General features: G+C 70.1%; 18 protein-coding genes. 1 reads left to right on the forward strand and 17 read right to left on the reverse strand.

The features are described from left to right. Positions 1-145 precede the first annotated feature (145 nt). From metK to pyrR, 13 genes are all read right to left on the reverse strand, one after another. Positions 146-1,354 (reverse strand): methionine adenosyltransferase, encoded by a 1,209-nt coding sequence (gene metK / locus ACZ4N5_RS08820; RefSeq protein ID WP_467756416.1) that lies wholly within the window; start codon positions 1,352-1,354, stop codon positions 146-148. Positions 1,355-1,592: 238 nt separating this feature from the next. Next, positions 1,593-2,795 (reverse strand): bifunctional phosphopantothenoylcysteine decarboxylase/phosphopantothenate--cysteine ligase CoaBC, encoded by a 1,203-nt coding sequence (gene coaBC / locus ACZ4N5_RS08825; protein WP_467756417.1) that lies wholly within the window; start codon positions 2,793-2,795, stop codon positions 1,593-1,595. A gap of 91 nt (positions 2,796-2,886) precedes the next feature. Next, on the reverse strand, positions 2,887-3,159 hold the full coding sequence (gene rpoZ, locus ACZ4N5_RS08830; RefSeq protein ID WP_003982715.1) for a DNA-directed RNA polymerase subunit omega: 273 nt from the start codon (positions 3,157-3,159) through the stop codon (positions 2,887-2,889). Between the two features lie 37 nt (positions 3,160-3,196). Further along, the gene (gene gmk, locus ACZ4N5_RS08835; RefSeq protein ID WP_467756418.1) at positions 3,197-3,754 is read right to left on the reverse strand and encodes a guanylate kinase; all 558 of its coding nucleotides are present in this window, start codon (positions 3,752-3,754) and stop codon (positions 3,197-3,199) included. A 37-nt stretch (positions 3,755-3,791) separates the two neighbouring features. Beyond that, on the reverse strand, positions 3,792-4,115 hold the full coding sequence (locus ACZ4N5_RS08840) for an integration host factor (protein WP_016638838.1): 324 nt from the start codon (positions 4,113-4,115) through the stop codon (positions 3,792-3,794). 310 nt (positions 4,116-4,425) lie between these two features. Further along, positions 4,426-5,268, reverse strand: a complete 843-nt coding sequence (pyrF, locus tag ACZ4N5_RS08845) for an orotidine-5'-phosphate decarboxylase (protein ID WP_467756419.1) — start codon at positions 5,266-5,268, stop codon at positions 4,426-4,428. Further along, positions 5,265-6,371, reverse strand: a complete 1,107-nt coding sequence (locus ACZ4N5_RS08850) for a quinone-dependent dihydroorotate dehydrogenase (protein ID WP_467756420.1) — start codon at positions 6,369-6,371, stop codon at positions 5,265-5,267. The genes pyrF and ACZ4N5_RS08850 overlap by 4 nt, the downstream gene beginning before the upstream one ends. Before the next feature lie 99 nt (positions 6,372-6,470). After that, the gene (carB, locus tag ACZ4N5_RS08855) at positions 6,471-9,779 is read right to left on the reverse strand and encodes a carbamoyl-phosphate synthase large subunit (protein WP_467756421.1); all 3,309 of its coding nucleotides are present in this window, start codon (positions 9,777-9,779) and stop codon (positions 6,471-6,473) included. Then, positions 9,772-10,929, reverse strand: a complete 1,158-nt coding sequence (gene carA, locus ACZ4N5_RS08860; RefSeq protein ID WP_467756422.1) for a glutamine-hydrolyzing carbamoyl-phosphate synthase small subunit — start codon at positions 10,927-10,929, stop codon at positions 9,772-9,774. The genes carB and carA overlap by 8 nt, the downstream gene beginning before the upstream one ends. Next, positions 10,926-11,495 (reverse strand): PH-like domain-containing protein, encoded by a 570-nt coding sequence (locus ACZ4N5_RS08865; protein WP_467756423.1) that lies wholly within the window; start codon positions 11,493-11,495, stop codon positions 10,926-10,928. Before ACZ4N5_RS08865 ends, carA begins: the two co-directional genes overlap by 4 nt. Beyond that, entirely contained in the window at positions 11,492-12,778 is a 1,287-nt protein-coding gene (locus ACZ4N5_RS08870) for a dihydroorotase (protein WP_467756424.1), read from the reverse strand. Before ACZ4N5_RS08870 ends, ACZ4N5_RS08865 begins: the two co-directional genes overlap by 4 nt. Before the next feature lie 4 nt (positions 12,779-12,782). After that, positions 12,783-13,760 carry an aspartate carbamoyltransferase catalytic subunit gene (locus ACZ4N5_RS08875; protein WP_467756425.1) on the reverse strand — a complete coding sequence of 326 codons (978 nt, stop codon included), beginning with the start codon at positions 13,758-13,760 and terminating at the stop codon, positions 12,783-12,785. Between the two features lie 82 nt (positions 13,761-13,842). Further along, a complete protein-coding gene (gene pyrR, locus ACZ4N5_RS08880; protein ID WP_261702761.1) occupies positions 13,843-14,433 on the reverse strand; it encodes a bifunctional pyr operon transcriptional regulator/uracil phosphoribosyltransferase PyrR in 591 nt (196 codons plus the stop codon). Between the two features lie 245 nt (positions 14,434-14,678). On the opposite strand from pyrR, the gene bldD reads away from it, so the two are divergent. Further along, positions 14,679-15,179, forward strand: a complete 501-nt coding sequence (gene bldD, locus ACZ4N5_RS08885) for a transcriptional regulator BldD (protein ID WP_037621142.1) — start codon at positions 14,679-14,681, stop codon at positions 15,177-15,179. Positions 15,180-15,416: 237 nt separating this feature from the next. Here the strand turns inward: bldD and nusB are convergent, their stop codons facing one another. From nusB to ACZ4N5_RS08905, 4 genes are all read right to left on the reverse strand, one after another. Then, positions 15,417-15,851 carry a transcription antitermination factor NusB gene (gene nusB / locus ACZ4N5_RS08890; protein WP_401334189.1) on the reverse strand — a complete coding sequence of 145 codons (435 nt, stop codon included), beginning with the start codon at positions 15,849-15,851 and terminating at the stop codon, positions 15,417-15,419. Between the two features lie 2 nt (positions 15,852-15,853). Then, on the reverse strand, positions 15,854-16,420 hold the full coding sequence (efp, locus tag ACZ4N5_RS08895; RefSeq protein WP_081223344.1) for an elongation factor P: 567 nt from the start codon (positions 16,418-16,420) through the stop codon (positions 15,854-15,856). A gap of 60 nt (positions 16,421-16,480) precedes the next feature. Then, positions 16,481-17,587: an aminopeptidase P family protein gene (locus ACZ4N5_RS08900; protein ID WP_467756426.1), complete on the reverse strand. Its 1,107-nt coding sequence runs from the start codon at positions 17,585-17,587 to the stop codon at positions 16,481-16,483. A gap of 90 nt (positions 17,588-17,677) precedes the next feature. Beyond that, positions 17,678-18,598: a Pro-rich N-terminal domain-containing protein gene (locus tag ACZ4N5_RS08905; RefSeq protein WP_467756427.1), complete on the reverse strand. Its 921-nt coding sequence runs from the start codon at positions 18,596-18,598 to the stop codon at positions 17,678-17,680. Positions 18,599-18,651 lie beyond the last annotated feature (53 nt).

An 18,651-nucleotide genomic window follows, 5' to 3' on the forward strand; every position in this document is an offset into this window, starting at 1 on the left:
CACCGAAGTAACCGCGGCCATCGCACCGGGAGATCACCAGCGTACGAATTCCGGCCGGTCGGGGCCACCGTTTTACCCGCGCAGCCGTGAGGCCCGGCACCCCTCGGGGTACCGGGCCTCGCGGCTCTGACGAAGCGTTCGCGGACTACAGGCCCGCGGCCTTGCGCAGGGCGTCCACCCGGTCCGTCCGCTCCCACGTGAAGTCGGGCAGCTCGCGGCCGAAGTGGCCGTAGGCGGCGGTCTGGGCGTAGATCGGCCGGAGCAGGTCGAGGTCGCGGATGATGGCCGCAGGGCGGAGGTCGAAGACGTCCGTGATGGCGGTCTCGATCTTCTCGGCGTCGACCTTGGCGGTGCCGAAGGTCTCGACGAACAGACCGACCGGCTCGGCCTTGCCGATCGCGTAGGCGACCTGGACCTCGCAGCGCGAGGCGAGGCCCGCGGCGACGACGTTCTTCGCGACCCAGCGCATCGCGTACGCGGCGGAGCGGTCGACCTTGGACGGGTCCTTGCCGGAGAAGGCGCCGCCGCCGTGGCGGGCCATGCCGCCGTACGTGTCGATGATGATCTTGCGGCCGGTGAGGCCGGCGTCGCCCATCGGGCCGCCGATCTCGAAGCGGCCGGTCGGGTTCACCAGCAGGCGGTAGCCCTCGGTCTCCAGCTTGATGCCGTCGTCGAGCAGGGCCTTCAGCTCCGGCTCCACCACGAACTCGCGGATGTCGGGAGCGAGCAGGGAGTCCAGGTCGATGTCCGACGCGTGCTGCGAGGAGACGACGACGGTGTCCAGACGGACCGCCTTGTCGCCGTCGTACTCGATGGTGACCTGGGTCTTGCCGTCGGGGCGCAGGTACGGGATGGTCCCGTTCTTGCGGACGTCGGACAGCCGGCGCGAGAGCCGGTGCGCGAGGTGGATCGGGAGCGGCATCAGGTTCGGGGTCTCGTCCGTCGCGTACCCGAACATCAGACCCTGGTCGCCGGCGCCCTGCCTGTCCAGCTCGTCCTCGTCACCCTCGACACGGGACTCGTACGCCGTGTCGACACCCTGCGCGATGTCCGGGGACTGGGAACCGATCGACACCGACACGCCACAGGACGCTCCGTCGAAGCCCTTCTTCGACGAGTCGTAGCCGATCTCCAGGATCTTGTCGCGGACCAGCTGGGCGATCGGCGCGTACGCCTTGGTCGTGACCTCTCCGGCCACATGCACCAGGCCGGTCGTGATGAGTGTCTCCACGGCGACCCGGGACGTCGGGTCCTCGCGCAGGAGCGCATCGAGAATGGTGTCGCTGATCTGGTCAGCGATCTTGTCGGGGTGACCCTCGGTCACGGACTCCGAGGTGAACAGGCGACGGGACACAACGCTCCCTGTGGTTGCAGCGGCTGCTGGCTGATCATTGGTGGACGGGACGGGGGCTGCGCCCGGCGTCGTCCGAGAACAGTTTATCGGTCGCGCTCAGCCGCGGGACCCCTGTCTCGCCTCTCGAAACCCCTGTGACCTGCGGCACGGGCATTCTGCGCCATCGTCGTGGCTCTTCGCCAGGGTCGCCACGCCCGTTTTTGCGGGCTTTGTGGTGACGGGTGCGCTGGGTGAGGTTTCACACCAGTCGGCGTGTCACCAGGTCCCACACGGTCTCGGCCAGTGCTTCCTTGGGTCCGTGGGCCACCGGGGTCTCACTTCCGTCGGCTCCGAGCACCACCGCCTCGTTCTCCTCGGAACCGAAGGTCTTGCGCTCCCCCACCTCGTTCACCACCAGGAGATCGCAGCCCTTGCGCTCCAGCTTGGTCCGTCCGTTGGCGAGGACGTCGTCGGTCTCGGCGGCGAATCCGACCACCACCTGGCCGGGGCGCGCGCGGTCCGCGGAGATCTCCGCGAGGATGTCCGGATTACGGACCAGGACGATCGGCTCCGGCTCCTGGCCGTCCTTCTTCTTGATCTTCCCGGCCGCGTACGCCTGCGGGCGGAAGTCCGCCACCGCGGCCGCCATCACCACCGCATCGGCGTCCGGGGCCGCCTTCAGCACGGCCTCCCGCATCTGCACGGCGGTGCCGACCTGCACCACGTCGACCCCGGCCGGGTCCGCGAGGCCCGTGTTCGCCGCGATCAGCGTGACCCGGGCGCCGCGCGCGGCGGCGGTGCGGGCGAGCGCGTACCCCTGTTTGCCGGAGGAACGGTTGCCGAGGAAGCGGACCGGGTCGAGGGGCTCGCGGGTGCCGCCCGCGCTGACGACGACATGGCGGCCGGCGAGATCCGGCTCGGTGACCCCCCGGGCGAGCACACGGCGGCAGACCTCGAAGATCTCCCCCGGGTCGGGCAGCCGCCCCTTGCCGGTGTCGACGCCGGTCAGGCGCCCCACGGCGGGCTCGACGACCACGGCACCGCGCCGCCGCAGGGTCGCCACGTTCTCCTGGGTCGCCGGGTGCTCCCACATCTCGGTGTGCATGGCGGGTGCGAAGACGACCGGGCAGCGGGCGGTGAGCAGGGTGTTGGTGAGGAGGTCGTCGGCCAGTCCGTGGGCGGCCTTGGCGAGCATGTCGGCGGTCGCGGGGGCGACCACCACGAGGTCGGCGTGCTGCCCGATGCGGACGTGCGGGACCTCGTGGACGTCCGACCAGACCTCGGTGGAGACGGGATGGCCCGAGAGCGCGGACCAGGTGGCGGCGCCCACGAAGTGCAGCGCGGACGCGGTGGGAACGACCCGCACGTCGTGGCCCGACTCCGTCAGTCGTCGCAGCAGCTCACAGGCCTTGTATGCGGCGATGCCACCGCTGACCCCCAGAACGACCTTCGGCTTGTCCACCGTCTCTCCCCGGGCTCGGAAACGTACGACTCCATGACACACCACAGGCCCGGCAGTCGCGCCGCCGGGCCTGGGATGAGCAAATGAACGACTACTGAGCGGGGCCTTCGACGGCCTCGGAGGTCAGCAGGCCCGCGTTGATCTCGCGCAGGGCGATCGACAGCGGCTTCTCGTGGACGTGGGTGTCGACGAGCGGACCGACGTACTCGAGGAGGCCCTCGCCGAGCTGCGAGTAGTACGCGTTGATCTGGCGGGCACGCTTGGCCGCGTAGATCACCAGGCTGTACTTCGAGTCGGTGGCCTCGAGAAGCTCGTCGATCGGAGGGTTGATGATGCCCTCGGGAGCAGTGATGGAAGAGGACACGCTCTGCCTTCCGAAAGGTGGAAATTGACCTGAAAGATCAAACAACTTCCACCAAGGCTAGCAGCTCGCGCGCCACGTCTTCGACGGAGGTGTTGACCAGGGTGACATCGAACTCCGGCTCGGCCGCCAGTTCGATCTTCGCCGCGTCCAGGCGGCGCTCGATCACCTCGGGCGGTTCGGTGCCCCGCCCGGTGAGCCTGCGCACCAGCTCCTCCCAGGAGGGCGGGGCCAGGAACACGAGCAGCGCGTCCCGCATGGACTCGCGGACCTGCCGGGCTCCCTGCAGATCGATCTCCAGGAGGACCGGTACACCCGACTCCAGGTGCTCCAGGACGGCGGCGCGCGGTGTCCCGTAACGGTTGCCGGCGAATTCGGCCCACTCCAGGAGTTCGCCGTTGGCGATCAGCTTGTCCATCTCGTCGTCGGAGACGAAGAAGTAGTGGACACCATGCTTCTCACCGGGGCGCGGCTTGCGGGTCGTCGCCGACACCGAGAGCCAGACCTCGGGGTGTTCCTTGCGCATATGAGCGACGACCGTGCTCTTGCCGACCCCTGAGGGGCCGGAGAGCACGGTCAGCCGCGGACGTTCACTCATGCAGCGATTATTCCAGCAATCCCGGGGTGTCCAGGACTCAGGCGCCGGAACCACCGAACTCGCGCTCCAAAGAGGCGATCTGATTCGAGCCGAGACCACGCACACGGCGGCTCTCGGAGATCCCGAGTCGCTCCATGATCTGCTTGGCGCGGACCTTGCCCACGCCCGGCAGGGACTCCAGGAGAGCGGAGACCTTCATCTTGCCGATGACGTCGTTCTCCTGACCCTGCTTGATGACCTCGTGAAGCGAGGCGCCGGAGTGCTTGAGTCGATTCTTGACCTCGGCCCGCTCCCGGCGAGCCGCGGCGGCCTTTTCGAGCGCGGCTGCGCGCTGTTCAGGGGTAAGGGGCGGAAGAGCCACGCCTACGTCACCTCGGATGTCGAACTGTCGGATACGGACCGGTGAGGAACCTAGTCGCCCCACACCTGGGAGCAACGGGCAACACGCTTGCCCGTTCTCCTCCCACTGCCTTGAGGCGGTGGGAGGTGGCCCCACTCGACGGAGACTAGCGGGCAAGTGCGCCGGAGTCAGCGAGAACAGAGGAAAAGTCCTGGTCAGCCTCCCTGGGGCCCGACATTTCCGACATACCTCCCCGGATTTGAGAATGTATTCAGACTCGGGGCGCTCGGAAGGCACTCGTCGGAGAGCTCTCGAACGGCTGTCGGAGGTCTCAGGCGGCCGCCACAGCCGCCCTGATCTCCTCCGCGAACCCGTCAGCCGACTCGCGCAGGGCCAGGAGGTCGGGACCGTGACGCAGAACACCCCGGCTCACGTTCGGGACGACATTGCGCACGGCGGACCCGAAGACGCCCGCCAGATCGGCCGCGGTCGCTCCCTGGGCGCCGATGCCGGGCGCGAGGAGCGGGCCGTTGATGTCCAGGTCGTAGGAGGAGAGATCGCCCAGGGTGGCGCCGACGACCGCTCCGAAGGAGCCGAGCGGCGTCTCGTCCGCGTTCTCGGCGGCCAGGTGCCCGAGCATCGTCGCTCCGACGGTGCGTCCGTCCGCGCGGACGGCGTGCTGCACTTCGCCGCCCTCCGGGTTGGAGGTGAGCGCGAGGACGAAGAGCCCGGCCCCGCTCTCACGCGCCAGCTCCACCGCGGGCCTCAGCGAGCCGTAGCCCAGGTAGGGCGACACGGTCAGCGCGTCCGAGAAGAGCGGCGCGTCCTTGCGCAGGAAGGTCTCGGCGTACGCCGCCATGGTCGAGCCGATGTCACCGCGCTTGGCGTCCATCACGACCAGCGCCCCGGCCGCCCGCGCCTGTTCGACCGACTTCTCCAGGACGGCGATCCCGCGCGACCCGAACCGCTCGAAGAACGCGCTCTGCGGCTTGAGTACGGCGACGCGCTCGGCGAGCGCCTCGACGACCGTACGGCTGAAGCGCTCCAGGCCCGCGATGTCGTCGCCGAGCCCCCAGTCGGCGAGCAGGGACGCGTGCGGGTCGATGCCCACGCACAGGGGACCGCGCTCGTCCATGGCGCGGCGAAGGCGCGCGCCGAAGGGTTCCAGGCTCATACGGACTTCCTCACGTCGGCGCCGACCGCGTCGGCGAGGGTGGCGTACGGGCTCGTCCGCAGGCGGGCGGCGAGCCCCTTGTGGATGGCGCGGCCCCAGAAGGGACCCTCGTAGATGAAGGCGCTGTAGCCCTGGACCAGCGTGGCGCCGGCCAGGATGCGCTGCCAGGCGTCCTCGGCGTTCTCGATGCCGCCGACGCCCACCAGGGTGATGCGGTCGCCCACGCGCGCGTAGAGGCGGCGCAGCACCTCCAGGGAGCGCGCCTTGAGCGGCGCGCCCGAGAGGCCGCCGGTCTCCTTCACCAGGGAGGGGGCGGACGTCAGACCGAGCCCCTCGCGCGCGATGGTCGTGTTCGTGGCGATGATCCCGTCCAGGCCGAGTTCGACGGCGAGATCGGCGACCGCGTCGATGTCCTCGTCGGCGAGGTCGGGCGCGATCTTGACGAGGAGCGGGACCCTCCGGTCGGTGACGGCACGGTCGGCGGCCTCGCGGACGGCGCTGAGCAGCGGGCGCAGCGCCTCGGTGGCCTGGAGGTTGCGCAGGCCGGGGGTGTTCGGGGACGACACGTTCACGACGAGGTAGTCGGCGTGCCGGGCGAGGCGCTCGGTCGACTTCACGTAGTCGCCGACGGCCTCCGCCTCGGGGACGGCCTTGGTCTTGCCGATGTTGACGCCCACGACGGTCCTGAAGACGGGCGTACGGGCCGCCAGTCGCTCGGAGACGGCCGCGGAGCCCTCGTTGTTGAATCCCATGCGGTTGATCAGCGCGCGGTCCGGCACGAGGCGGAACAGCCGCTTCTTGGGGTTGCCCGGCTGCGGCTCCCCGGTGACCGTGCCGATCTCGATGTGGTCGAAGCCGAGCATCGACATCCCGTCGATGGCCACGGCGTTCTTGTCGAAGCCCGCCGCGAGTCCGAAGGGGCCGTGCATGCGCAGCCCGAGCGCCTCGGTGCGCAGCTCCTTGTGCCGGGGCGCGAGCGCGGCGGCGACGAAGGTGCGCAGGACGGGAACGCGGGCGACGAGCCTGATCCAGCGGAAGGCGAGGTGGTGGGCCCGCTCCGGATCCATCCGCTTGAAGACGAGGTCGAAGAAGAGCTTGTACATGATCATGTCCTCGAAAGAGCCCGGTGAAGGGCGCCTCTTGAAGGGGCAGGGGGCCTCATGAAGAGGGGGACACCGTTTCCGGTGTCCCCCTCAGGGCTGCTAGTCGCGCGCCGCCGTCAGATGCTCGGCGTGTTCCTGGAGCGAGCGCACGCCCACGTCGCCGTGGTTGAGCGCGTCGATGCCCTGGACGGCGGCGGCGAGCGCCTGCACCGTCGTCAGGCACGGGACCGAGCGGGCCACGGCCGCCGTGCGGATCTCGTAGCCGTCGAGGCGGCCGCCGGTGCCGTACGGCGTGTTGACGATGAGGTCGACGTCGCCGTCGTGGATGAGCTGGACGATGGTCTTCTCGCCGTTCGGGCCCTCGCCCTCGCTCTGCTTGCGCACGACCGTGGCGTGGATGCCGTTGCGCTTGAGCACCTCGGCCGTGCCGGAGGTGGCGAGCAGCTCGAAGCCGTGGGCGACGAGTTCGCGCGCCGGGAAGATCATCGAGCGCTTGTCGCGGTTGGCGACCGAGATGAAGGCGCGGCCCTTGGTGGGCAGCGGACCGTAGGCGCCCGCCTGCGACTTCGCGTACGCCGTCCCGAACACCGAGTCGATGCCCATGACCTCGCCGGTGGAGCGCATCTCCGGACCGAGCACCGTGTCGACGCCGCGTCCGTGGATGTCGCGGAACCGCGACCACGGCATGACGGCCTCCTTGACGGAGATCGGCGCGTCGAGCGGCAGGGTGCCGCCGTCGCCGTTCGCCGGGAGCAGACCCTCGGCCCGCAGTTCGGCGACGGTCGCGCCCAGCGAGATACGGGCGGCGGCCTTCGCGAGCGGCACCGCGGTCGCCTTCGAGGTGAAGGGGACGGTGCGCGAGGCACGCGGGTTGGCTTCGAGGACGTAGAGGATGTCGCCGGCCATCGCGAACTGGATGTTGATCAGGCCGCGGACGCCGACGCCCTTGGCGATGGCCTCCGTCGAGGCGCGCAGCCGCTTGATGTCGAACCCGCCGAGGGTGATCGGCGGCAGCGCGCACGCCGAGTCACCGGAGTGGATACCGGCCTCTTCGATGTGCTCCATGACGCCGCCGAGGTAGAGCTCCTCGCCGTCGTACAGCGCGTCGACGTCGATCTCGATCGCGTCGTCGAGGAACCGGTCGACCAGCACCGGCCGCGAGGGGCTGATCTCGGTCGACTCGGCGATGTACGAGGACAGCCGCGTCTCGTCGTACACGATCTCCATGCCGCGCCCGCCGAGGACGTACGAGGGCCGGACGAGGACGGGGTAGCCGATCTCGTCCGCGATGGCCTTGGCCTCGGTGAAGGTGGTGGCGGTGCCGTGCTTGGGGGCCGGCAGGCCCGCTTCCGCGAGGACCCGCCCGAAGGCGCCGCGGTCCTCGGCGGCGTGGATCGCCTCGGGCGGGGTGCCCACGATCGGCACACCGTTGTCCTTGAGCGCCTGTGCCAGGCCGAGCGGGGTCTGGCCGCCGAGCTGCACGATGACACCGGCGATCGGACCGGCCAGCGACTCCGCGTGCACGATCTCCAGCACGTCTTCCAGCGTCAGCGGCTCGAAGTACAGACGGTCGGAGGTGTCGTAGTCCGTGGAGACGGTCTCGGGGTTGCAGTTGACCATCACGGTCTCGTAGCCCGCGTCGCTGAGCGCGAAGGAGGCGTGGACACAGGAGTAGTCGAACTCGATGCCCTGGCCGATGCGGTTCGGGCCGGAGCCCAGGATGATCACCGCCGGCTTCTCGCGCCGCGCGACCTCGCTCTCCTCGTCGTAGGAGGAGTAGAAGTACGGCGTCTTCGCCGCGAACTCGGCGGCGCAGGTGTCGACCGTCTTGTAGACCGGGCGCACGCCCAGCGCGTGCCGCACCTCGCGGACGACGTCCTCGCGCAGCCCGCGGATCTCGGCGATCTGGGCGTCGGAGAAGCCGTGCCGCTTGGCGTCGGCGAGCAGCTCGGGGTAGAGCTTGTCGGCGGCGGCCAGGTCGTCCGCGATCTCCTTGATCAGGAACAGCTGGTCGACGAACCACGGGTCGATCTTCGTGGACTCGAAGACCTCCTCCTGCGTGGCGCCCGCGCGGATGGCCTGCATGACGGAGTTGATGCGGCCGTCGGTGGGCCGGACGGCCTCGCGCAGCAGCTCGTCCTTGTCACCGGGGTCACCCACGAAGGTGAACTGGCTGCCCTTCTTCTCCAGCGAGCGCAGCGCCTTCTGCAGCGCCTCGGTGAAGTTGCGGCCGATCGCCATGGCCTCGCCGACCGACTTCATGGTGGTCGTGAGGGTGGAGTCGGCGGACGGGAACTTCTCGAAGGCGAAGCGCGGCGCCTTCACGACGACGTAGTCGAGGGTCGGCTCGAAGGACGCCGGGGTCTTCTCGGTGATGTCGTTCGGGATCTCGTCGAGCGTGTAGCCGACGGCGAGCTTGGCCGCGATCTTGGCGATGGGGAAGCCGGTCGCCTTGGAGGCGAGCGCCGAGGACCGCGAGACGCGCGGGTTCATCTCGATGACGATCACGCGGCCGTCCTCGGGGTTCACCGCGAACTGGATGTTGCAGCCGCCGGTGTCGACGCCGACCTCGCGGATGATCGCGATGCCGATGTCGCGCAGCCGCTGGTACTCGCGGTCGGTCAGCGTCATGGCCGGCGCGACCGTGATGGAGTCGCCGGTGTGGACGCCCATGGGGTCGAAGTTCTCGATGGAGCAGACGACCACGACGTTGTCGTTCTTGTCGCGCATCAGCTCCAGCTCGTACTCCTTCCAGCCGAGGATGGACTCCTCCAGGAGCACCTCGGTGGTCGGGGAGAGCGTGAGGCCCTGGCCGGCGATGCGGCGCAGCTCCTCCTCGTCGTGCGCGAAGCCGGAGCCGGCGCCGCCCATGGTGAAGGAGGGGCGGACGACGACGGGGTACCCGCCGAGCGTCCCGACGCCCTTGATGACGTCGTCCATGGTGTGGCAGATGACGGACCGGGCGGACTCGCCGTATCCGATCTTCTGGCGCACGGCCTCGACGACGCCCTTGAAGAGGTCGCGGTCCTCGCCCTTGTTGATCGCCTCGATGTTGGCGCCGATGAGCTCGACGCCGTACTTCTCCAGCACACCCTGCTCGTGCATGGAGATCGCGGTGTTGAGGGCCGTCTGGCCGCCCAGCGTCGGCAGCAGGACGTCCGGGCGCTCCTTGGCGATGATCTTCTCGACGAACTCCGGGGTGATCGGCTCGACGTAGGTGGCGTCGGCGATCTCCGGGTCGGTCATGATCGTCGCCGGGTTGGAGTTGACCAGGATGACCCGCAGGCCCTCGGCGCGCAGGACGCGGCACGCCTGGGTGCCGGAGTAGTCGAACTCGGCGGCCTGGCCGATGACGATCGGGCCGGAGCCGATGACCAGGACGGACTGGATATCGGTGCGCTTAGGCACGCTGGCCCTCCATCAGGGATACGAAGCGGTCGAACAGGTAGGCGGCGTCGTGCGGGCCGGCTGCCGCTTCGGGGTGGTACTGGACGCTGAAGGCCGGCTGGTCGAGCAGGTGGAGGCCCTCCACCACGTTGTCGTTGAGACAGACGTGGGAGACCTCGGCGCGGCCGTAGGGGGTCTGGGAGACCTCGTCGAGCGGGGCGTCGACGGCGAAGCCGTGGTTGTGCGCGGTGACCTCGACCTTGCCGGTCGTACGGTCCTGCACGGGCTGGTTGATGCCGCGGTGGCCGTACTTCAGCTTGTACGTGCCGAAGCCGAGGGCCCGGCCGAGGATCTGGTTGCCGAAGCAGATGCCGAAGAGCGGGGTCTTGCGGACGAGGATTTCCCGCATGACGGCAACGGGACCGTCGGCGGTCGCCGGGTCGCCGGGGCCGTTGGAGAAGAAGACTCCGTCCGGGTTCACGGCGTAGACGTCCTCGGCGGTGGCCGTCGCGGGCAGCACGTGCACCTCGATGCCGCGTTCGGCCATCCGGTGCGGGGTCATGCCCTTGATGCCCAGGTCGACGGCGGCGACGGTGAACTTCTTCGCGCCGATCGCGGGGACGACGTACGGCTCCTTGGTGGCGACCTCGGCGGCGAGGTCCGCGCCCTTCATCTCGGGCGCCTGGCGCACCTCGGCGAGCATGGTGCCCGCGTCGGGCAGCGCGTTGCCGGAGAAGATGCCGACGCGCATGGCGCCGCGCTCGCGCAGATGGCGGGTGAGGGCGCGGGTGTCGATACCGCTGATGCCGACGACGCCCTGGCCGCGCAGTTCCTCGTCCAGCGAGCGCCGCGAGCGCCAGTTGGAGGGCACGCGCGCGGGGTCCCGGACGACGTATCCGGCGACCCAGATCCGCTGCGACTCGGGGTCCTCGTCGTTGACGCCGGTGTTGCCGACGTGCGGGGCGGTCATCACGACGACCTGGCGGTGGTAGGACGGGTCGGTGAGGGTCTCCTGGTAGCCGGTCATACCGGTGGAGAACACCGCTTCGCCGAAGGTCTCCCCCACGGCCCCGTAGGCACGGCCGCGGAAGACCCGGCCGTCCTCCAGGACGAGTACGGCGGGAAGCGCCTTTTCCCTCTGCGAGGCATTCCCCTGAGTGGAGGTCGTCATCGTGCGCCTTCCGTTTCCGTCTTGTTGATCATGTCGTTCAGGGTGTCGACCCATTCGTTGTGCTCGGCCGCGCGGTCCGAGCGGAAACCGGAGTCGAGGAGCCTGTCGCCGTGCGCCCAGGTGACGACGAGGAGTCCGCCCTCGGTGAGGACCTTGCCCGCGATGCCCTTGTCGAGCCGGGCCTCGCGCAGCTGCGAGGCCGGGATGAAGAAGTCGTCCGCTCCGGGGCGTACGACGTCCAGTCCCGCGTCCGTCAGGGTGAGCTCGGCCCGGCTGCGGGTGCCCAGGCCGTGCGCCACGATGCGGTCGAGCCACTGTCCGGCGGTGGTGGAGCCGTGATAGCGGCCGCTCATGCTCAGTTTCACCGGGCCGGGGTCTTCCGGCGCGTCAGGCAGCTCCGGCAGGTCGCCCTGGAGGGTGCCGCGCCACTTCCAGCCCTCGCGCATCAGCCAGTAGACGAGCGCGACGAAGAGGGCGAGGCCGACGAGCCAGCCGATCCGGGCGGACCAGTCGGTCACTTCCGCCGACTTCTGTCCGGCGGCGGCCAGGGAGATGAGAGGTGTCACGCGAGCTTCCCGTCGACGAGGGTGGCCTTGCCCCGCAGCCAGGTGTGGGTGACCCGGCCCGGCAGCTCACGGCCCTCGTAGGGGGTGTTGCGGCTGCGCGAGGCGAAGCCAGCGGGGTCCACCGTCCCACGGTATGCCGTGTCGACCAGCGTGAGGTTGGCGGGCTCACCTGCCGAGACGGGACGTCCGTGGCCGACCGCCCGGCCGATCGCGGCGGGCTTGACGGACATGCGGTCGGCGACGCCGGCCCAGTCGAGCAGTCCCGTCTCGACCATCGTCTGCTGGACGACGGACAGCGCGGTCTCCAGGCCCACCATGCCCATGGCGGCGGCGGCCCACTCGCAGTCCTTGTCCTCGTGCGGGTGCGGCGCGTGGTCGGTCGCGACGATGTCGATCGTGCCGTCGGCGAGCGCCTCGCGCAGCGCCATGACGTCCCGCTCGGTGCGCAGCGGCGGGTTGACCTTGTAGACCGGGTTGTACGAGCGCACCAGTTCGTCGGTGAGGAGCAGGTGGTGCGGGGTGACCTCGGCGGTGACGTCGATGCCGCGGGACTTGGCCCAGCGGACGATCTCGACGGACCCGGCGGTCGACAGGTGGCAGATGTGGACGCGGGAGCCGACGTGCTCGGCGAGCAGCACGTCGCGGGCGATGATCGACTCCTCGGCCACCGCGGGCCAGCCGCCGAGTCCGAGCTCGGCGGAGACGACGCCCTCGTTCATCTGGGCGCCCTCGGTGAGGCGGGGCTCCTGGGCGTGCTGGGCGACGACGCCGCCGAAGGCCTTCACGTACTCCAGCGCGCGGCGCATGATCACCGCGTCGTCGACGCACTTGCCGTCGTCGGAGAAGACCGTGACACCGGCCGCGGACTCGTGCATCGCGCCCAGTTCGGCGAGCTTCCTGCCCTCCAGGCCGACGGTGACGGCGCCGATCGGCTGCACGTCGCAGTAGCCGTGCTCCTGGCCGAGCCGGTAGACCTGCTCGACCACGCCGGCGGTGTCGGCGACCGGGAAGGTGTTGGCCATGGCGAACACGGCCGTGAAGCCGCCGCTCGCCGCCGCGCGCGTGCCGGTCAGCACGGTCTCGGAGTCCTCGCGGCCCGGCTCGCGCAGATGGGTGTGCAGGTCGACGAGGCCCGGCAGCAGCACCTTGCCGTCGGCCTCGACGACCTCGGCGCCTTCTGCGGACAGCCCCGTACCGACCTCGGCGATCGTGTCGCCGTCGATCAGGACGTCCTGCGGCTCGCCGCCGATCACCCTCGCACCACGGATCAGGATCTTGCTCATGTACTTACTTCTCCTCGGTACGGGTGTGGGTGACGGCGGGCTCGTTGCCGCCCAGGAGCAGGTACAGGACGGCCATGCGGATGGAGACACCGTTGGCGACCTGCTCGACGACGGTGCACCGCTCGGAGTCGGCGACCTCGGCGGTGATCTCCATGCCGCGGACCATCGGGCCGGGGTGCATCACGATGGCGTGCTCCGGCATTTTCGCCATGCGGTCGCCGTCGAGCCCGTAACGACGCGAGTACTCGCGCTCGGTCGGGAAGAACGCCGCGTTCATCCGCTCGCGCTGCACGCGCAGCATCATCACGGCGTCGGACTTGGACAGGGTGCTGTCGAGGTCGTACGAGATCTCGCAGGGCCAGCTCTCCACGCCGACCGGCACCAGGGTGGGCGGCGCGACGAGGGTGACCTCGGCGCCGAGGGTGTGCAGCAGGTCGACGTTGGAGCGGGCGACGCGGCTGTGCAGGACGTCGCCGACGATCGTGATGCGCTTGCCGGCCAGGTCCTGGCCGATCCCGGCGTCCCGGCCGACCAGTCGGCGGCGCATGGTGAAGGCGTCGAGCAGGGCCTGCGTGGGGTGCTGGTGGGTGCCGTCGCCCGCGTTGATGACGGCGGCGTCGATCCAGCCGGAGGTGGCGAGCCGGTACGGGGCTCCGGAGGCGCCGTGCCGGATGACGACGGCGTCGACCCCCATGGCCTCCAGGGTCTGGGCGGTGTCCTTGAGGGACTCGCCCTTGGAGACGCTCGACCCCTTGGCGGTGAAGTTGATGACGTCCGCGGAGAGGCGCTTCTCGGCGGCCTCGAAGGAGATCCGGGTGCGGGTCGAGTCCTCGAAGAAGAGGTTGACGACGGTGCGGCCGCGCAGGGTCGGCAGCTTCTTGATCGGCCGGTCGGCGACCCGGGCCATCTCCTCGGCGGTGTCGAGGATCAGGACGGCGTCGTCGCGGGTGAGGTCGGCGGCCGAGATGAGATGACGCTGCATCTGTCAGGCTCCGTAAGGAAGTTCAGGGAGGATTCGGGCATGCGGGCGCGCGGGAGCGCACTCGGCGGCGGGGACCGGAGTGCTACTGGGGCTCGCCCGGGGAGGTCCGCTTGGCGCCGAGCAGCACGGTGTCGCGACCGTCCTCCTCGGCGAGCTGGACCTTGACCGTCTCCCGCAACGACGTGGGGAGGTTCTTGCCGACGTAGTCGGCGCGGATGGGCAGTTCCCGGTGGCCCCGGTCGACGAGGACGGCGAGCTGCACGGCACGCGGCCGGCCGATGTCGTTCAACGCGTCGAGCGCGGCGCGGATGGTGCGGCCGGAGAAGAGCACGTCGTCGACGAGGACGACGAGGCGGCCGTCGATGCCGTCACCGGGGATCTCGGTGCGGGCCAGCGCACGCGGCGGGTGCATGCGCAGGTCGTCGCGGTACATGGTGATGTCGAGGGAGCCGACCGGGATCTTGCGGTCGGTGATCTCCTGGAGCTTCTCGGCCAGTCTGCGGGCCAGGAAGACACCCCGGGTCGGAATGCCGAGGAGCACCACGTCGTCGGCGCCCTTGGCGCGTTCGACGATCTCGTGGGCGATGCGGGTCAGCACCCGCGCGATGTCGGGCGCCTCGAGAACGGGCCGCGCATCGGCTTCGTACTGCTGCTTGTCGTGCTGAGTGTCCATAGGAAACGGACCTCCTTCTCCGCCTCACGGGACGGATCATTAAAGGACGTCGGATTTGCGCCATCAACGGTACCAGCCCGGCAACGCACCTGATCACATCGCTTTGAGCCAGCCTTGGCGACACCCGTACAGGAGGCGGTCGAAAATCCTTCGGCTTGACGGGGGAGAGTAACGCTGCGTAACCTCACAGTGAGTCACCAGCCGCGCGGCGGAGCCGCACGTTGATACAGCGTCCGGGGAGCTATATGTCCAGCGAATACGCCAAACAGCTCGGGGCCAAGCTCCGCGCCATCCGCACCCAGCAGGGCCTTTCCCTCCACGGCGTGGAGGAGAAGTCCCAGGGACGCTGGAAGGCGGTCGTGGTCGGTTCGTACGAGCGCGGCGACCGCGCCGTCACCGTACAGCGCCTCGCCGAACTGGCGGACTTCTACGGGGTTCCGGTCCAGGAGCTGCTGCCCGGGACCACGCCGGGCGGGGCCGCCGAGCCGCCGCCGAAGCTGGTCCTCGACCTGGAGCGGCTGGCGCACGTGCCGGCCGAGAAGGCAGGCCCCCTCCAGCGCTACGCGGCGACGATCCAGTCGCAGCGCGGCGACTACAACGGCAAGGTGCTGTCGATCCGCCAGGACGACCTGCGCACCCTCGCCGTCATCTACGACCAGTCCCCCTCGGTCCTGACCGAGCAGCTGATCAGCTGGGGCGTCCTGGACGCGGACGCGCGCCGCGCGGTCGCCCACGACGAGGGCTGAATCCCTTAGGACAGCTCAGCAGAAACGTGCCGCCGGGGTGGCCGGAACCTGATGGTTCCGGCCACCCCGGCGGCCGTCTGCGGGCCTCGGGAGCCTTCGAGGTACGGGAACGCCGGAGGGCCCGCAGCGATCGCGCTGCGGGCCCTCCGGCGTTCCGTACGCCCCCTTGGGGCCGTACGACTACGGCTGCCGGCCAGGCACGGGTGGCATCCTCCACTGTGATCGGCCGGACAGGTCCTAGTCCTCGTCGCGGCGGAGCGAGGACTTCAGGTCCTTCAGCCGGCCCAGCAGGCCGTTCACGAACGAGGGCGACTCGTCCGTGGAGAACTCCTTGGCCAGCTGCACCGCCTCGTCGAGCACCACGGCGTCCGGGGTCTCGTCGACCCAGATCAGCTCGTAGGCACCGAGGCGCAGGATGTTGCGGTCGACGACCGGCATCCTGTCCAGCGTCCAGCCGACGGCGTACTGCGCGATGAGCTCGTCGATCCGCCTCACCTTGGTGGCGTAGCCCTCGACCAGCTGCATCGTGTACTCGCTGACCGGCGGCTGCCGGGTGTCGGACCGGGAGTGCCGGATCCAGTCCGCGAGGACCGTCAGGACGTCCACGCCGCGCTGGTCGCCCTCGAAGAGGATCTGGAAGGCGCGCTTGCGGGCCGTGTTGCGGGCAGCCACGGTTAGCTGTTCACCCGGCCGAGGTAGTCGCTGCTGCGCGTGTCGACCTTGATCTTCTCACCGGTGGTGATGAAGAGCGGGACCTGGATCTGGTGGCCGGTCTCCAGGGTGGCGGGCTTGGTGCCACCGGTGGAGCGGTCGCCCTGGACGCCCGGCTCGGTCTCCTGGATGACCAGCTCGACGGCGGCCGGCAGCTCGACGAAGAGCACCTCGCCCTCGTGCTGGGCGACGGTGGCCGTGAAGCCCTCGATCAGGAAGTTGGCGGCATCGCCGACGGACTTGCGGTCGACCATCAGCTGGTCGTACGTGTCCATGTCCATGAAGACGAAGTACTCGCCGTCCATGTACGAGAACTGCATGTCGCGCTTGTCGATCGTGGCCGTCTCGACCTTGACGCCGGCGTTGAACGTCTTGTCGACGACCTTGCCGGAGAGCACGTTCTTCAGCTTGGTGCGCACGAAGGCCGGGCCCTTGCCGGGCTTGACGTGCTGGAACTCGACGACGGACCAGAGCTGGCCTCCGTCGAGCTTGAGCACCAGGCCGTTCTTGAGGTCGTTCGTGGAAGCCACGGTTGCGGAATCTCCTGGACTGACGTGGACGACCCCGGCGCACGCGCACAGCTCGAAAAGCTAGAGCGCGAGCAGCTCCTTGGTCGTGATGGTGAGTAGCTCGGGTCCGCCGTCCGCCTCAGGGCGCACGACGAGCGTGTCATCGATCCTGACACCGCCCCGGCCCGGAAGGTGGACTCCCGGTTCGACGGTGACCGGCACGCAAGCGTCCAGTTTACCCATGGCCGCGGGGGCAAGCTGCGGGTCCTCGTCGATTTCGAGCCCGACACCGTGCCCCGTCAGCGGCGGAAGGCCTTCGGTATGGCCCCCGGAGCCCAGTACCTGGCGGGCCGCGCGGTCCACATCGCGGTAGGCGGCGCCCGGTGCCAGCGCCTCCCGTCCGGCCCGCTGGGCGGCGAAGACGAGGTCGTACAGCTCGATCTGCCAGTCGGCGGGCGAGGTGCCGATCACGAACGTACGACCGATCTCACACCGGTAGCCGCGATAGGTCGCGCCGAGACAGACGGAGAGGAAGTCACCTTCCTCGACGCGCCGGTCGGTGGGCCGGTGGCCGCGCCGTCCCGAGTTCGGGCCGGTGCCCACCGAGGTCGCGAAGGCCGGTCCCTCCGCGCCGTGGTCGACGAGCCGGCGCTCCAGTTCCAGGGCGAGATGGCGTTCCGTGCGGCCGACGAGAATGGATTCGAGGAGTTCACCGAGCGCCTGGTCGGCGATTTCCGCGCCGATCCGCAGACAGGAGATCTCCTCCTCGTCCTTGATCACGCGCAGCTGTTCCACCGCGCCGCCCAGGTCGGCCAGGCGCAGCCGCGGCGCGACCGAGCCGAGGGCGCGGTGCCGGGTCACGGTCAGGTGGCGTTCCTCGACCGCGAGGGACTCGGCACCCTGGCCGGCCGCCAGACCGGCGGCCGCGACGGCGGGATCACCGCCCGCGCGCGGCAGGACCCGCACGTTCAGCGCCTCGTCCGGGCGCCCTTCCATGGCCTCACCGGTCGGCGGGCAGCCGCACAGCAGCACGTCCTCGCCGCTGCCGAGCAGGAGCACGGAGCCGTGCGGCGCCGCGCCGGCGAGATACCTCACATTGGCGGGGCGGGTCACCAGCGCGGTCGCGCTGCCACCCGCCGTGCTGCGTTCCCGGAGCCGCTCTCTGCGGGTCGCGTACACCTCTGACATGAACCGAGCGTACGAGTGGTGGCCGGATGTCGCCGGTTCAGAGGGCCGGACGGGTACCCCGGCGTCCGGACCGGAGGACGCGGGGCCCGCTCACCACTGCGGCGGGCTGGCGATCGACCGCGCGAGGACGTCGTCCAGGACGCGGGCCGTGGCCGCCACGTCGAGCTGCGAGTTGTCGATGATCGGGAGCCCGGAGCCGTACCAGCCGGCCATCCGGCCGTGGATGCGCGCGACCTCCTCGTCGCTGAGCCTGCGGTTCCCGGAGCGCTCCGCGTTGCGCTCCAGGACCACTTCCAGGCCCGGCAGGAGCACGACCGGCAGCAGCCCGGGGCCCACGTGCCGCTTCCAGCCGCCGAGTCCGACGACCGGGCGGTCCGGGAAGACGGCGTCGTCGAGGATGCACGAGATCCCGTTGGCCAGGAAGTTGCGGGCGGCGAAGCCACAGGTGCGGCGGGCGAGACGATACTGCGCCTCGGAATGGTCGTTCCATCCCGACTGCGGGTCGGCGAAGCCCGAGCGCACCCATTCGCGTACGTCGTCGAGGCTGATGTGGGCCGTGGGCACCCGGCGGTGGTCCGCCCAGTACTTGGCGACGCTGGTCTTTCCGGCGCCCGCGGGACCGATCAGCAGGACCGCGAGCGTGGTGGCCGCCGGATCGGGCGCGCCCGTCGCGGGCGGCGGGCTCGGCATGGCCACCGAAACGCCCGGCGGCAGCTGCACATGCCCGGTGGTGTCCGGCGCGGGCGGGACGGGGGGGTGCGGCGGGGGCTGGACCGAGGGGTGCTGCGGAGGCTGCGCCGGCACCTGGTGCGGCGGCAGGTGATGCGGCGGCAGGTGATGCTGCGGGGCCTGGGCGGGAGGGGCGCCGGGCGGCACCGGCGCTCCGGCGAAACCCGGAGCGGGCGCAGGACCCTGCTGCCCCGGGTACTGTCCGGCCGGCGACCATCCGGCGGCCGGTCCTTGCCCCGGCTGGTGGGGCGGCGGCAGCGGAGCCCCCACTGCTTGCTGCATCCGGTGCCACTCCGTCTCGTACAGGCGATGTGCGCTGGCGGGCGGGACGCCGG

The sequence above is a fragment of the Streptomyces sp. NPDC026500 genome, from assembly GCF_055567635.1.